Raw genomic sequence first — 13,137 nt, 5'->3', positions numbered from 1 at the left:
TCGATCTTTCTTGCGCCAGGGGCGCAACGGGGCGGCTCTTCAACTTCCGTCGATCGGGCGCACCCCGCCAGAGCGGAGATCGCTAGGGCCAGGCACGGGCCGAATAGGAACGCTGGCCAATCCAGCCCTAGCGACAATCTCATCGCTGGATATTCTGCAAGGACGGGATTTGATCCAGACCCCTGTCCTTTACGAAGTCATTGAGCATGTCGCGGGCGCCATCACGGAGAAATTGGTAGGACTCCCCGATTCCGGTCCGGAAGCCAGCGCTGGTCGGAGTGACGTTTACGCCTGTGGAGACGTCTTCCTGCTGCTCCATGCTCACGCCCAAGCCGCGCCCGACCCCGACGCCGCCGCCGACATAGACGTCGCGGCCTCCCACGCCGACTTCACCGTAAAAGGCGCCGGTTGTATAAGAACCGAAAAAGACGTTCTGATTTCCGCCATCTACTTTTCGTTGCGCGGTAACGACTATATCGTCCACCCGCGTTGCGGGTTCGTCTCCACTTCCGCCATGGATGTATTCACATTCATCCATTGTCAGTGTTCGCATTATCAGCCTCCCGATGATTATGCTCGCCATTTGAGCTACTTATTATTCAATTTCAGCGGCGAACATTGTCAAGCTATGGGTGGGAAGTTCTACGACCCAGGGTTGCGACATTGTGTCCCTATCGAGGCCTGAAGAAGGCTTGCGCGTGGACGGTGCTTGAACGATCGGCAGCGAGCCGGTCGCTTTGAGGCGCGGCGAAATCATGCGCGGCAAGCTCCGGATGCCGTCGCCTCATCGGGATTGGGGTTCGAAATCTTGTAGTTCGCGACGTCAGAAACGATGCGCAGACGGGTATTTGGCGAAATTCCGGTCAATCCGTGAAGATCGCTCCATACGCTGACGCTTATGCTTGGCCGGCGGCGACACGCCGCGCGCCGTCGACCGGCGACCGAAAGGAGGGGCATGCGAAGCGCGGACCTTTTGCTGTCCTCCCGCTTGGAAAGAGCGCGACGCCTACGATCGGATGCTCGAGCTCGACCTGGTGGGATGGACTTGGGAGGCGCTGCCTCGTCGGCCCGACGACGCGGGCCGCATCCTTCCGCTTGTCGGGACACGGCTGATGCGGCGCTCTCCGACCCGACGCGTGATCGAGACCCAGGCCGAAGACGGACCGGAGATTTGAGGGCTGGCGATTTCCGCGGGCGCCGGTCGCCAGCGTCGGTCTTCCGGCGCGCCGATTTCGACCCGGCCGTCTTGACCGTGCGCGCCGCGCCCGTCGCGGCGGCCGATGGCGACGCCTTCCGACTGGACCGACTACCGTGCCGGGCGACCGTCCGGCGTCTCGGCGGCGGACGGGAGCAGATCATCATCAGCGAAGGTGTTCGGTCCATCCGGATCGAAGTGAGGGAAGGGAGCGTGCTGAGCGGTCCGGTCCGACTGGCCTACGACCTCGCGGGGTTCGTGGACCTCGATATCGGACTGCGTGTGCTCGGTCAGTTCGAAGCCCTCCACCGGGTCGACCGACTGTTGCCCACGCTCTTCCGGGGGGAACCACGGGCGCACCGTTGGGCGATGGCCCTTCGGGCCTGGGACGGTCGGCGAAACGGCGCCGAGCCAGCGCGAGATCGCCATCGCCCTGTTCGGTCCTGATCTGGTTACGACAGACTGGTCGACGGACGACGACATGAGGAAGCGCATTGTCCGCCTGCTCCGAACCGGGGAGCGACTGATCGCCGCAGCGGGGCCGGAGTTGCTTCGCCGCACCGCGCCGTGAAGCGGACGGGACTTGCCGTCGGGCGGCTGGGCTTTGTGTCGCGCCCCGCGCACGATCCGCTACTGCGGGTTGTGGTCGCCAACGCAAGGTTGTCACAGGAGTGTGAACAGCGTTTGGATTGCGGCGTTACGTGAACTCTGCTGAGCTTCGAACGGCAGCGCTGCCCGACGCAACCATCCCTTACATGGAGTCACGATTGATGCGTGCATTGTCCTATTGCGAACTCGACCTTGTCGTCGGCGGCCAATCCAGCGGCCAGACCGGCGGCCAAACCCCGGCGCCCAGCTCGCCGCCTTCGAATAACAATGGCCAGACGACCACCACCACCACCCACAACAATACGCGCGGGGGCCAGGTGAACTATAACATCAACCAAACGCCCACAGGTGTGACCGGATCGGTCGGGGGCAGTTACAGCTGGAGCCGGTCGGAAACGACGGTTACCGTCGTCACGACGCCGAACTTCCCTCGCGGCAATGAGCGCGGCCCAGCGGCCGATCTGGAAGGGCTTTATTGAGCTTCGTGCGCGGCGGCGGACTCCTTATCCGCCGCCGCGCGTTCACAGTGCAGGACATGGTGCGACCAACCCTTCTTTCCGGACTGGCGCTCGCCGCGCTTTCGGCAGGCTGCCAGCATCCCGCCTGGGCTGCGCAGGCGAATGCTGAAATGGACTTCGTTCAGGCCCGTTCAGCCGTCGCCGCCATCGCGGCGGGCCAGGTGACATGCAGCTACCCCGGCGACTCCGTCGTTCGTTTCATCGGGGAAAGCGGGCCGTCGCTAACCTCCTGCGTCCAACGTTTCGCCGGGCGGAGCGGGATGACCCTGATCCTCAGTTCACCGGGCGGCGACGCCGCGGATGCGATCCGGGCAGCCGAACTCATGGCGGGGCGCGATTGGACCGTGATCGTTCGCGGCATGTGCTCCTCCAGCTGCGCGAACTATCTGCTGCCCGTCGCCGCGCGCATCGAGGTTGAGCCTTATTCGGCGGTTCTGCTGCACGGAGCGCCCTACGATGAGGAGGGCGTCTATCAATGGTTCCTTCCGGGCGTTCTCGAACGCCAGCGGGCGGCGAACCCGGATGTCAGCGAAGCGATGGTCGATCAAGCGCGGCGCTTCACCCGTGAACAGGCGCGTCTTCTCGTCGAGCGGCACAAGGCGTTCGCGGGTCGGAGGATCGTAGATTCAGGCTGGTACGATCTTTCCGCCTTCCCGCAGCCCGAGGGCGGGTTCGGCGGACGCACCTTCGCCATAGTCGACCCTGATTTTCTACGATCCAGTCTACCCAACCTCGAGATCGGGCGCTTCTGGTTTCCAACGTCTGCTGCGGAACGGGACGCCCTGGCTGAAGTAATCGAAGGAACGCGCATCATTTATCGCGCTGGGTACGAACCCACGGGGTGATTTGGGCGAAGAATAGAGCGGCGTACATTGGCGGCTTGTTGTTCTGAAGTCGCTGTATTTACTTCCTTAATTCCAGGAGAATGAACATGCGTGCACTCGATTGTCTCGAACTCGATCAGGTCGTCGGCGGCCAGTCGAGCGCGACCTCGGCAAACCAGAACGGGCCGGGGACGACCACCACCACGACCGGCAGCTCGCGCACCGTCACCGTCGGCGCTGACGCGACGATCGGCTCCGACGGCTCGATCTCCGGGGGGCGCGTTTATGTGTCGGTCGCCTGGGGCGATGGGCCGTCGACCGGCGGCAGCGGAGGAGGCGGCGGACGGAGCGCGCCGATGGGCGGCGGCTCGGGCATCGTCAGCATGCCCGTTATCGAGATTAACAGGCCCTCGGACGGCGCACGGCAAACTCAACCCGCGGCGGATCTCGCTGGCCTCTACTGAGCAAGACGGCGGGGCGGGCGATCAGGCGCCCGACCCGCCATCGTTCGGAACGACGACGCGCCTCATGTTTTCACGCCGCCACGCCCAAGGTTTCCTTCTCATCGCCGTCGCCCTGATGCTGCCCGCCAAAGCGCTCGCGCAATCGCAAGAGGCGGAGCCGCCCGGTTGGCGAAACGCCAAGGCAGCCGTGGACGCCATTGTCGCCGGTCGCCGCATCTGCGAGGTCCAGCCCGACAATCGCCTACGCTATATCGGTCCGATCGACGCTGGCCTGGCCGACTGCCTCGCGGGCCTCGCCGATCGACGCGGCGTCACGCTGGCGATTTCCTCGCAGGGCGGCGACGCCGAAACGGGGATCGACGTCGGGTATCTGCTGCAAGGCCGGGACTGGACGGCGGAGGTCCACGGCCTCTGCGCTTCCGCGTGCGCCAACTACATCCTTCCGGCGATGCGGGCGGTCGCCGTTGAGCCTTTTTCTGCGGTCCTTCTTCACGGCGGAGCCGATGACGAGGAACTGATCTATGAGGCGGCAGTGGATCAGATTCTCGCCCGGCAAAGAGCCGTCGCGCCCGACGTCGATGAGGCGACGGTCGCCGAGGCCCGTGTGTTCACGCGCAACCTTGTGCGCAGGATCGTGGCCGCTCACCGTCGCTATGGGGAGGACCTGGGCGTTTCATCTGCATGGTTCACGCTCGCTGGCTTCCCGACACCGGAAGGCGGCTACGGGCCGATGGGATTTGCGCTCGCCGACCCAGCCTTTGCGGCCGCCGCGCTTGGCCGTGTGAGGGTTCGATCCTTCTGGTTTCCAACGACTGACGAGGATCGGCGGCTCTTGTTCTCACTGTTCCCCGATACGCACATCGTCGTCAGGGAGGCGACGGAAATAGCGGCGCGGTTGTGATTTTCGAGGCCGAGGCGGCTTCGACCAGCCGAAGGCCGCGCGCGCGAGTGTCCGCACGGCGACGGTCTCGACCCGAACAAGGCCGACCGCGCGGCGGTGAACGCCTGATGCGTTGATTGGGAGCCTTATCGGCGCTGTCGCCTGCGAGATGAGCGCATCGGCCCTTGACAGTTCGTCGCCGTGCGCGGGAGCCGAGGCTCGGCGGTTGATATTTGGCCGAATATGGACTATGTCCAGATTTGTTAGGAGATGGTCATGGCAATAGGCATCGTTTCCGGTCGCGGTCCTCAAGCGGAGCTGCCGCGCCTCGATGTGGCGCGCTTCGCCCCGGCGAACCGGCGCCGTCTGAGCGCGCCCGCGCTTCGCACATTCACCGCCATCGCCGATCTATGGGGGCTGAACGAGGAGCAGCGCCGCCTGATCCTCGGCTACCCGTCCCGCTCGACCTATCACAACTGGTGCAAGCAAGCGCGCGAGCATGGCGAGATCACGCTCGACGTCGATGTGCTGACGCGGATCTCGGCGCTGTTGGGCATCCATCAGGCCCTGGGCGTTCTGTTCGCCGATGAGCGTGAAGGCGTCGACTGGCTGCTTCGGCCGCATGATGCGGCGGTGTTCGGCGGGCATCCGCCTATCAACCTCGTGACCAACGGGACCCAGGATGGTCTGATGACGGTGCGACGCTTCCTCGACGCTGCGCGGGGCGGGGCCTACATGGCTCCCAACGCCCTCGATGCGGCGTTCGAAGCCTATGACGACAGCGAGATCGTCTTCAGCTGATGGAGAAGCTCGTCGCTGCGCCCCGTCCGGCCCACCGGCTGGTGCCGTCGCGCTTTCCACCGATTGGTCTGTTCGATACCGTCGCCACGGCGGCCGATGCCGCGGCGGTGATGGAGCTGGCCGGATGGACCAACGACCGTCTGGTCGCCGAACGGATCGACCGCCTGCCGCGCGATCAGTGGGTCTACGGTCGCGCCAATGCGAGCATTGTCATGGCGTCCTTCCTCCATGTCGCGCCGGGCGGCATGCGGTTCAGCGGTCCGGACCTCGGCGCCTGGTATGCGGCGGCGTCGATCATCACCGCAGCCGCCGAAGTCGGCCATCACCTGCGCCGCGAAGCCGTGGCGCGATCAGTGAAGGGGATGCGGCGGACCTATCGCAACTATACCTCCGTCTTGATCGGCGACTATCGCGACATTCGCGGTCGGCAGCACGTCTTGCCTGACGCCTACGCCTCCAACCGTTATGAGGCCGCGCAGGCGTTCGGCGAAGGCGTAAGGACATCGGGGGCGTCAGGACTTGTATACGACAGCCTGCGTCATCGCGGCGGATGCAACATCGTCGCCTATCGGCCTGTCGCCGTCACCGAGGTCGTGCAGGCGGAGCATTTCGAAATCAGCGTCGAGGCGACGTCGCGCCGGATCGAGGTTCATAAGCTGAGCGCATAGCAGGAACGGCTTCCTTGCGCTCACCGGCCGATGGCTCGGGGGCGAGTGTCGCAAAGCGAAATTACTCGCCTGCATCTTGGAAGATGGCTTCAACAGGCAATGAGGGCGTCCCTTTGCTGCGTAACGTCGCAGTTGAGCCCATTCAGTTTGAATCGGGTGTTAGGACGCGGCTTCCGTAGAGCTGTTTGACGAACATCGATCGAACTACGGAGGACTTAGAATGTCCAAAGCCGGCGTTTATTGTGCGGTCGGCTTGCTTTCGCTTGCGCAGGTTGCGGGCGCGGCGGGTGAAACGGCCACGGCGCGTTATCGAGACCTCGTTGATCCCGTCCATTTGGGTCGGGTTTTGAACCTTGATCCCGACCTCGTTTCCCGACTGCATTTCAGAATCCGGATCGTGCCCGTCGACCCAGCGGAGACTGCGAGCCAACTCACCGTCGCGGTCGCGGGGCAGACCTACAGGGCTAATCGTGTCGGCGCGATCGACATGCCGCTGACCGCGGACTTGTATCGGCGCAATCCAGTCGTGACCGTTCAAGGATCACCAGCCTCCGGAGCCTCGATCGGCATGGAGCTAAGAGTGTGGTCCGCGTCTGGCTCGACCGTCCCAATGTCCACGATCAATCTGGCCATGGCGCAATATCGTGAGGCGACAGGTAAAGCTGCTGGCCCGCAGCGAATGTTCGTTCCGCGGTTGCGGACGGTCGTGATCCGCAGCGAAGATCCCTCTACCCGGTGTGCGCTCCAAAACGGAAACAGATCGACTGCGCTTTCGACTCCGGATCGAAATGGCGAGATACGGTTCCCGATCCGTGGAGGCCAACCCGACGCCGCCATTTCATGTCGGCCGGGGGCTCGAGAGATTCTGCTGGAGAGTTAGTTTTTACGGAGCATTTCATGGAGGAGGCGTGCAAGCACGAGCAGACCTTCGAGTTCCGCGTTATGGCCGGGGACGGCGACTTTCCGCTCCGCATCTACGCCGAGGGCCATGAAGGAACAACCCGCCTCCGGAGCGCCAAGCTTGTCTGCATCACGGGCATTCAGAGGATGCAAGGCCGACATGCCGATGAAGCAGGTCAAGTTCTCCGAAGAAGTGCTGGGGGGCTTTAGCGGAATGGGCTGACGCCAACTAGTAGCTGCGGATAGTTGCAGCACAGCCAGCCTTCGCAATGCCATCCCTTGATGGTCGCCGCGCTTTCGCGCGGCGGCTTTATTCTGGACCTCTCCCGGCGCGCGGGAGGTGGCCGACGCGCCCTTCTGGACGCGCCCCGGCGCGCGCCAAGCGGCCCTTTGCCGCTCCTCCGCTCCGCTCCGGCCCCTTGGGTGACGCCCGCCTTGCAGGGCGCGTCCTGCAGGACGCCTTCGCCGTCCACCCCCCGCTTCCGGGAGAGGCTGTGGGGTTTGGGGCGGGAAGGAGGATCGCCATGCGTAAGGACAGCCAGCCGCAGCGCCGCCCGAACGGGCGCAGGACAGTGAAAGGGAAGGGGCGGGCTTCGCCCGCCGCCGAACCGCGCGCCAACCTCTATGACGAGGTGACGGCCAAGATCATCGCCGAACTCGAAGCCGGGACCTTCCCGTGGGTCCGGCCGTGGGGCCGCGCCGGGGCGGGCCGCCCGGGCCTGCCGAGAAACGCCGCCACCGGCCGCCGCTATTCGGGCGTCAACGTCCTGCTTCTGTGGGGCGCGGGTTTTTCCGAAGGCTACGCCTCGCAGAACTGGCTGACCTTCCGTCAGGCCCTCGCGGCGGGCGGCTCCGTGCGCAAGGGCGAGCGCGGGACGACCGTCGTCTACGCCGACCGCTTCACCCCCGAGGCCGAGAAGGAGCGCGCCCGCGAAACCGGCGAGGACGCCCGCGTCGTACCCTTCCTCAAGCGCTTCACCGTCTTCAATCTCGACCAGTGCGAAGGACTGGACCGGCTCGCCGCGAATGCCGATCTCGGGCCTGCGCCCATGCCTGAACGCGAGATCGTCCCGCGAGCCGAAGCCCTGATCGCCGCCAGCGGGGCCGATGTCCGCATCGGCGGCGAGCGCGCCTATTACCACCCCGGCGAGGACTATATCCGCATCCCGCCGCAGCCCGCCTTCTTCGATCAGATCAACTACTATCGCACGGTGCTGCACGAACTGACCCACTGGACCGGCCACCCGACCCGGCTCCGTCGCGACCAGTCGGGCGGCTTCGGAACTCCGGCCTACGCCCGCGAGGAACTGGCAGCCGAACTCGGCTCCGCCTTCCTGTGCGCCGCGCTCGGCGTCGCCCCGACCGTGCGACACGCCGACTATCTGGCCTCTTGGCTGGCCGTCCTGCGCTCCGACAATCGCGCCATCTTCCGCGCCGCCGGGCAGGCGTCCAAGGCCGCCGACTATCTTTTGTCCCATGCGCCCGAGGCGGACGAGGCCGCCGCGTCCGTCGCCTGTGAGACGGAGAGGGCGGCGGCATGATCCTCCTGACCCCCGATCTTCGCGACCGGCTGCGCGCCAACGCCGCCGCCAATGCCGCAGCCCAGGCCGAAGGCCGCCCCGAGCCCGACCCGGTTCCGGTCGTCAAACTCTTCAGCCCGGTCGGGGCGGCGACATGGCTCGCGACCGAACTGGACGAAGACGGCGACACCCTGTTCGGACTGGCCGACCTCGGCTTCGGAACCCCCGAACTCGGATCGTTCAGTCTTTCGGAAATCGAGAGCGTCCGCCTGCCGTTCGGACTCGCCATCGAGCGCGACCTGCATTTTGCGACCCATTTCCGCCTGTCGGTCTGGTCCGCCTGGGCGCGCTGCGCCGGGTCGATCATCCGCGCCGAAGCCCTTCTGCGCCGGGCCAGTCCGCCCGGCGCGTCCCCCGATCCGGACGCCGACCCCGGCCAAGGATGAGCGCGCGGCTCTTCCCGCGTATCCCGGCCCCGCCCGTCGTCCGTCAGAAAGATCGAACGGACGGGGCCGGTCACTCCCGAAGGAGAGACTGTCATGCAACTCGCAAACATCGACCTTGGCAAGCTCAGCGTGTCCAAGCTCAACATGCGCTACGGCAAGGCACCGCCCGACGTGTCGGACATCCTGCCGACCGTCCGCGCGCGCGGCGTCCTCGTGCCGCTTCTCGTCCGACCCTCTGGCGAAGGCGAAACCCTCGAGATCGTCGCGGGGCGTCGCCGCTACTTCGCGGCCCGCACGGTCCTTGAAGAGGGCGGCGAGGTCGAACCGCTGCCGTGCGCCATCATGGAGCCCAGCGACGACGCCGCCGCGCTCGAGGCCTCGCTGATCGAGAACATCGCCCGCCTAGACCCCGACGAGGTGAACCAGTGGGAAACCTTCGCCGGACTGATCCGAAAGGGGCGCACGCCCGAACAGATCGGCCAGACCTTCGGCCTGACCCTGCTCTACGTGCGGCGCATTCTCGCGCTCGGCAATCTCCTGCCGCGCATCCGCGCCCTCTACGCCGCCGACGAGATCGACGCGGCCACCGTTCGGCACCTGACGCTCGCCAGCCGCAGTCAGCAGAAGGACTGGCCCGCCCTCTACGACGACCCCGAGCAATATGCGCCGACCGGTCAGTCGTTGAAGGCGTGGCTGTTCGGCGGTCAGTCGATCCCGACCAAGGTCGCCATCTTCGACCTCGACGCCTATCCCGGCCGGATCAAGGCCGACCTGTTCGGCGAAGACGGCTATTTCGAGGACGCCGACCTGTTCTGGACGAAGCAGAACGAGGCGGTGGCCTCGATGCGCGACCGCTACCTTGAAGACGGCTGGTCCGCCGTCGAGATCATGGATACGGGCGAGCATTTCTACAGCTACGACCATGAGAAGACGCCCAGGGAAAAGGGGGGCAAGGTCTTCATTTCGGTCAGCGGGCGCGGCGACGTGACCGCCCATGAGGGCTATCTTTCCGGCAAGGAGGCCCGGCGCGCCCGCGCCGCCGCCGCCAAGGCCGAAGCGCAGGCGCAAGGCTCGCCCCCCGGCGCGGGCAAGCCCGAGACGACCGGCGTCATGCAGGACTATATCGACCTGCACCGTCATGCCGCCGTGCGCGCGGTGCTGGCGGACCATCCCGCCGTCGCCTTCCGCCTGCTCGTCGCCCACGCCGTCGCCGGGTCGTCGCTGTGGACCGTCCGCACGGCGGACCGCAAGGTCCGCAACGAGGCCACGGCCGACAGCGTCGAGACGGCGAACGCCGAAACCGTCTTCGACGCCAGACGCCGCGCCGTCCTCGCCCTGCTCGGTTTCGACGCCGAGGACGAAAGCGTCGCCCGCGCGCAGGCGCGCGAGACGCCGGTCGTCGAACTCTTCGCGCGGCTGGTGAAGCTGTCCGACGACGAGGTGTTCACCGTCGCTGCCGTGGTGATGGGCGAGACGCTGGCGGTCGGCGGCCCGCTGGTCGAGGCGGTCGGGGCCTATCTCAAGGTCGATATGGCCGATTGGTGGACCCCCGACGACGCCTTCTTCTACCTGCTGCGCGACCGCGCCGTCGCCAACGCTCTCTTGCGCGACGTCGGCGGTAAGCGGATCGCCGACGCCAATGTCGCCGAGAAGGTGAAGACGCAGAAGACCATCCTGCAGGACTTCCTCGCCGGGACGGGTGGACGCGCCAAGGTCGACGGCTGGACGCCCAAATGGATGGCCTTTCCGCCCGCCCGCTACACCGATCGGATTTACGCTCCGGTCGATCGGTGGGGCGCGGTCAAGTCCGCCATGCGGCGTCTGCCGCCGCCGCAGGCGCTCGAACCGGAGCCCTACGCCATCGCGGCGGAATAGCAACGGGACGGGCGGCGGTCGCCGCCGCCCGTTTCAGCGGCCGAAAATCGTGCGCCGCCCGCGCCCCTACGGGGCGACGGGCGGCGCATGTCTTTTGTCAATCCCCGCAGGCCGGATCGTCATGATCGCTCTCCGGGGACGGCGGAGGCGGGGGCGCAGGGGGAGGCAGGTCGACGCCGCTCTCTGTGAGAATGCGCCAGGCGAGTTCGATCTCGCCTGCGACCGGCATGGGCGACCCGAACCGCTCCAGCCACGCCGCCGCGATTATTTCAAAATCCGAGGTTTCGGTCACGTCGATGCTTCCCCGCTCGCCTTGACCCTAGGTCAGAACGCGGTCGGGAGTCTGCAAACGACTGTAGCGCGCCGAAAGGGCCGGTGGCGGCCCGGAGTGCGGGTCCTGCGGGGACGCCCCGAGCCGCCGGCCGCGGTACCGGAACAGCGGCGCGCCGAGCGTAACCGGAATCTTTACGGGGTCCATGGGAAAACGGCCCGGTGCGTCGCAGGGGGGTGCGAGATGGCGCGCCGGGCCGCAATGCATTTCCGAGCGCGGATTTGCAGACCATAAGCGTTCAGGCGCCGAGGAGAGTTCCCTCGTCACGGCGGAACGCCGCCCGGCGACGACAGGATTCTGTTTGATCCCTCGCGTCGTTCGTCTAGCGTCCGCCCTTCCGAACGCCGGGAAGGGGAATGTTCATGACCGACGACGCTGCGCCGACCGCCAGCCTCATCGACCTGACGGCCGATGTCGTCGCCGCCTATGTCGCCAACAACACGGTCGCCGCCGCCGAACTGCCGCGCCTGATCGCCTCGGTTCACGAGGCGCTCGCCGGGGCCGCCGCGCCCGCCGAAGCGCTCGCCGAGGAGGCCGCGCCGGTCCGCGCCGTCTCGGTCCGCAAATCCCTCGCGAACCCCGACCGCATCGTCTCGATGATCGACGGCAAGCCCTACGCCAGCCTCACGCGCCACCTGCGCAGCTACGGTCTGACGCCGGACGACTACCGCGCCCGCTACGGCCTCGCCGCCGACTATCCGATGGTCGCGCCGGGCTATTCGGAGAAGCGCCGCGCCGCCGCCAAGGCCATCGGCCGCGGCGGCAGGCCCGCTGCAACCCCGAAGCGGGCGGGGCGACCGGCCAAGACCGCCGCGTCGTCGGCGCCCGCCAAACCCGGCCGCAAGCCGCGCGGGGCCAAGGCGAGCGGTTGAGGCTGAACGCCGCGCCGTCTCCGGGGGTTAACATCGGGAGCAGAAGCGGCCGCAGCGCCGCCAGACGCGCGCCCTCGCAGACGCTGGCTTCGGGATTCCGGAACGCCGTCATCCGGCGAGATGGCGTTAGCCCCGACCAGGCGCGGTGAGCCGATCCGTCCGACTTGGGCTTGAACCTACGTCCGCGCCGGTCCGCCCGAAACCGCAGGCGCGGGCCTCTTTTCCCCGGCGGCTGCGCCGCCTCCTCGCGGCCGCTTCGCTCCAAAACAGGCCTGCGCCTCCGGTCCGCCGCTTCGCTCCGGCCCCATGGGTTCGGGCGGCCACGCCCGTCCGAAACGGTTCGCCTGTCGTCGGGGATCGGCCCCGACACGCAGATGAAAGGAACCCCATCATGTCGCTCGGAACCGTCGTTTTGAACCCCGAAACCAACAGCTACGCCGGCGGGCTCGCCCTCCTGGGCCGCCGCCAGCCGCTTCCCATCGCCATCGTTCCCAATGTGGAGAAGAAGCGCGACAACCAGCCCGACTATCGCATCTGGTCCGGTCCCAGCGAACTCGGCGGGGCGTGGGTGAGGGAAGGGCGCGAGTCGAAACGCCCCTATGTCTCGGTCCGCATTTTCCACCCGCAGATCGGCGACCAGCCCATCTACGCCACCCTCGGCAAGGCCGCCGGGCAGGATGACGAGGACGTCTTCGCCATCATCCCCAACAGCGTCGTCTGACCGTCGCAGCCCCCGCGCCCCACCGGCGCGGGGGTCTCTTTCGGCGTTCGGTCCGCGCCCGGACGTTTTGACGGGGTCGCCTGAACGGGCCTGCCGCATGGCGTCGCTCCCGTCTTCCTTCGCGCGCAGCCGGACCCGCCTCGAGGCGGTCCGGCCCGCGAAAGGAGACAGACGTGACCGACAAGGATGAAGACGACGCCGTGGCGCGCGCCGCGCGCGCCCGAAAGGGAAGCCCCTTTCTCTCGACCGCGCAGGCGGCCTGGTATCTCGGCCTCGACAGCCGCACCCTCGACAATATGCGCGGGCGCGGCGAAGGGCCGCGCGCACGCCGCCACGGACGTTATGTCCGCTATCACATCGACGATCTCAACGAGTGGTCGCTGACCAACCGCAGCAAGGTGCGGGGGCGGTTCGATGTCTGATCGCGCCCCGCTCCCGTTCGTCCGTTGGTTGGCGCGAAGCCGCGCCGCCGACCGCCGCGCGCGCCGCTGGCTCGGCGCGGCCGCCGCCGGG

At 66.9% G+C, this 13,137-nt stretch carries 18 protein-coding genes; 14 read left to right on the top strand and 4 right to left on the bottom strand.

The window, feature by feature from the left end; translation table 11 throughout:
* Positions 1-139: 139 nt before the first annotated feature.
* Together B2Y21_RS11010 and B2Y21_RS11005 are read right to left on the bottom strand one after the other, a co-directional pair.
* Positions 140-553, bottom strand: a complete 414-nt coding sequence (locus tag B2Y21_RS11010; protein ID WP_292059734.1) for a hypothetical protein — start codon at positions 551-553, stop codon at positions 140-142.
* 753 nt (positions 554-1,306) lie between these two features.
* Positions 1,307-1,555, bottom strand: coding sequence for a hypothetical protein (locus tag B2Y21_RS11005; RefSeq protein WP_292059848.1), 249 nt, complete (start codon positions 1,553-1,555; stop codon positions 1,307-1,309).
* Here B2Y21_RS11005 and B2Y21_RS11000 point away from each other — a divergent pair.
* The 8 genes from B2Y21_RS11000 to B2Y21_RS10965 all read left to right on the top strand — a co-directional run bounded on the left by B2Y21_RS11000 (position 1,476) and on the right by B2Y21_RS10965 (position 6,839).
* Positions 1,476-1,766, top strand: coding sequence for a DNA -binding domain-containing protein (locus B2Y21_RS11000; protein WP_292059732.1), 291 nt, complete (start codon positions 1,476-1,478; stop codon positions 1,764-1,766). The two genes, B2Y21_RS11005 and B2Y21_RS11000, sit on opposite strands and share 80 nt — an antisense overlap.
* A 199-nt stretch (positions 1,767-1,965) precedes the next feature.
* Complete coding sequence (locus B2Y21_RS10995) at positions 1,966-2,283, top strand: hypothetical protein (protein ID WP_200165145.1); 318 nt, start codon at positions 1,966-1,968, stop codon at positions 2,281-2,283.
* A 5-nt stretch (positions 2,284-2,288) separates the two neighbouring features.
* On the top strand, positions 2,289-3,167 hold the full coding sequence (locus tag B2Y21_RS10990; protein WP_292059842.1) for a hypothetical protein: 879 nt from the start codon (positions 2,289-2,291) through the stop codon (positions 3,165-3,167).
* An 86-nt stretch (positions 3,168-3,253) separates the two neighbouring features.
* Positions 3,254-3,610 carry a hypothetical protein gene (locus B2Y21_RS10985; RefSeq protein WP_234288049.1) on the top strand — a complete coding sequence of 119 codons (357 nt, stop codon included), beginning with the start codon at positions 3,254-3,256 and terminating at the stop codon, positions 3,608-3,610.
* Between the two features lie 64 nt (positions 3,611-3,674).
* Positions 3,675-4,511 carry a hypothetical protein gene (locus tag B2Y21_RS10980; protein ID WP_200165143.1) on the top strand — a complete coding sequence of 279 codons (837 nt, stop codon included), beginning with the start codon at positions 3,675-3,677 and terminating at the stop codon, positions 4,509-4,511.
* Positions 4,512-4,766: 255 nt separating this feature from the next.
* Positions 4,767-5,291 (top strand): MbcA/ParS/Xre antitoxin family protein, encoded by a 525-nt coding sequence (locus B2Y21_RS10975; protein WP_200165142.1) that lies wholly within the window; start codon positions 4,767-4,769, stop codon positions 5,289-5,291.
* Positions 5,291-5,959, top strand: a complete 669-nt coding sequence (locus B2Y21_RS10970; RefSeq protein ID WP_200165141.1) for an RES family NAD+ phosphorylase — start codon at positions 5,291-5,293, stop codon at positions 5,957-5,959. Before B2Y21_RS10975 ends, B2Y21_RS10970 begins: the two co-directional genes overlap by 1 nt.
* Positions 5,960-6,179: 220 nt before the next feature.
* Entirely contained in the window at positions 6,180-6,839 is a 660-nt protein-coding gene (locus tag B2Y21_RS10965) for a hypothetical protein (RefSeq protein WP_200165140.1), read from the top strand.
* Here the strand turns inward: B2Y21_RS10965 and B2Y21_RS10960 are convergent.
* Positions 6,836-7,039, bottom strand: a complete 204-nt coding sequence (locus B2Y21_RS10960; protein ID WP_200165139.1) for a hypothetical protein — start codon at positions 7,037-7,039, stop codon at positions 6,836-6,838. The two genes, B2Y21_RS10965 and B2Y21_RS10960, sit on opposite strands and share 4 nt — an antisense overlap.
* Positions 7,040-7,383: 344 nt before the next feature.
* Here B2Y21_RS10960 and B2Y21_RS10955 point away from each other — a divergent pair, with 344 nt between their 5' ends.
* The 3 genes from B2Y21_RS10955 (at position 7,384) to B2Y21_RS10945 (ending at position 10,700) form a co-directional block, all read left to right on the top strand.
* Entirely contained in the window at positions 7,384-8,400 is a 1,017-nt protein-coding gene (locus B2Y21_RS10955; RefSeq protein WP_292059726.1) for an ArdC family protein, read from the top strand.
* Complete coding sequence (locus tag B2Y21_RS10950; RefSeq protein ID WP_200165137.1) at positions 8,397-8,825, top strand: DUF2958 domain-containing protein; 429 nt, start codon at positions 8,397-8,399, stop codon at positions 8,823-8,825. The genes B2Y21_RS10955 and B2Y21_RS10950 overlap by 4 nt, the downstream gene beginning before the upstream one ends.
* 93 nt (positions 8,826-8,918) lie before the next feature.
* Positions 8,919-10,700 (top strand): ParB/RepB/Spo0J family partition protein, encoded by a 1,782-nt coding sequence (locus B2Y21_RS10945; RefSeq protein ID WP_292059724.1) that lies wholly within the window; start codon positions 8,919-8,921, stop codon positions 10,698-10,700.
* Positions 10,701-10,797: 97 nt separating this feature from the next.
* Here the strand turns inward: B2Y21_RS10945 and B2Y21_RS10940 are convergent, their stop codons facing one another.
* A complete protein-coding gene (locus B2Y21_RS10940) occupies positions 10,798-10,992 on the bottom strand; it encodes a hypothetical protein (RefSeq protein WP_292059723.1) in 195 nt (64 codons plus the stop codon).
* A 401-nt stretch (positions 10,993-11,393) separates the two neighbouring features.
* On the opposite strand from B2Y21_RS10940, the gene B2Y21_RS10935 reads away from it, so the two are divergent.
* The 3 genes from B2Y21_RS10935 to B2Y21_RS10925 all read left to right on the top strand — a co-directional run bounded on the left by B2Y21_RS10935 (position 11,394) and on the right by B2Y21_RS10925 (position 13,046).
* On the top strand, positions 11,394-11,903 hold the full coding sequence (locus tag B2Y21_RS10935) for a MucR family transcriptional regulator (protein ID WP_292059721.1): 510 nt from the start codon (positions 11,394-11,396) through the stop codon (positions 11,901-11,903).
* A 391-nt stretch (positions 11,904-12,294) separates the two neighbouring features.
* Positions 12,295-12,624: a DUF736 family protein gene (locus B2Y21_RS10930; protein WP_076222615.1), complete on the top strand. Its 330-nt coding sequence runs from the start codon at positions 12,295-12,297 to the stop codon at positions 12,622-12,624.
* Positions 12,625-12,797: 173 nt separating this feature from the next.
* On the top strand, positions 12,798-13,046 hold the full coding sequence (locus tag B2Y21_RS10925; protein ID WP_292059720.1) for a helix-turn-helix domain-containing protein: 249 nt from the start codon (positions 12,798-12,800) through the stop codon (positions 13,044-13,046).
* The last annotated feature ends 91 nt before the right edge of the window (positions 13,047-13,137 follow it).

It is taken from the genome of Brevundimonas sp. UBA5936, assembly GCA_002430835.1.
GTDB lineage: Bacteria > Pseudomonadota > Alphaproteobacteria > Caulobacterales > Caulobacteraceae > Brevundimonas.
This window is presented reverse-complemented; position numbering and strand designations above follow the sequence as displayed.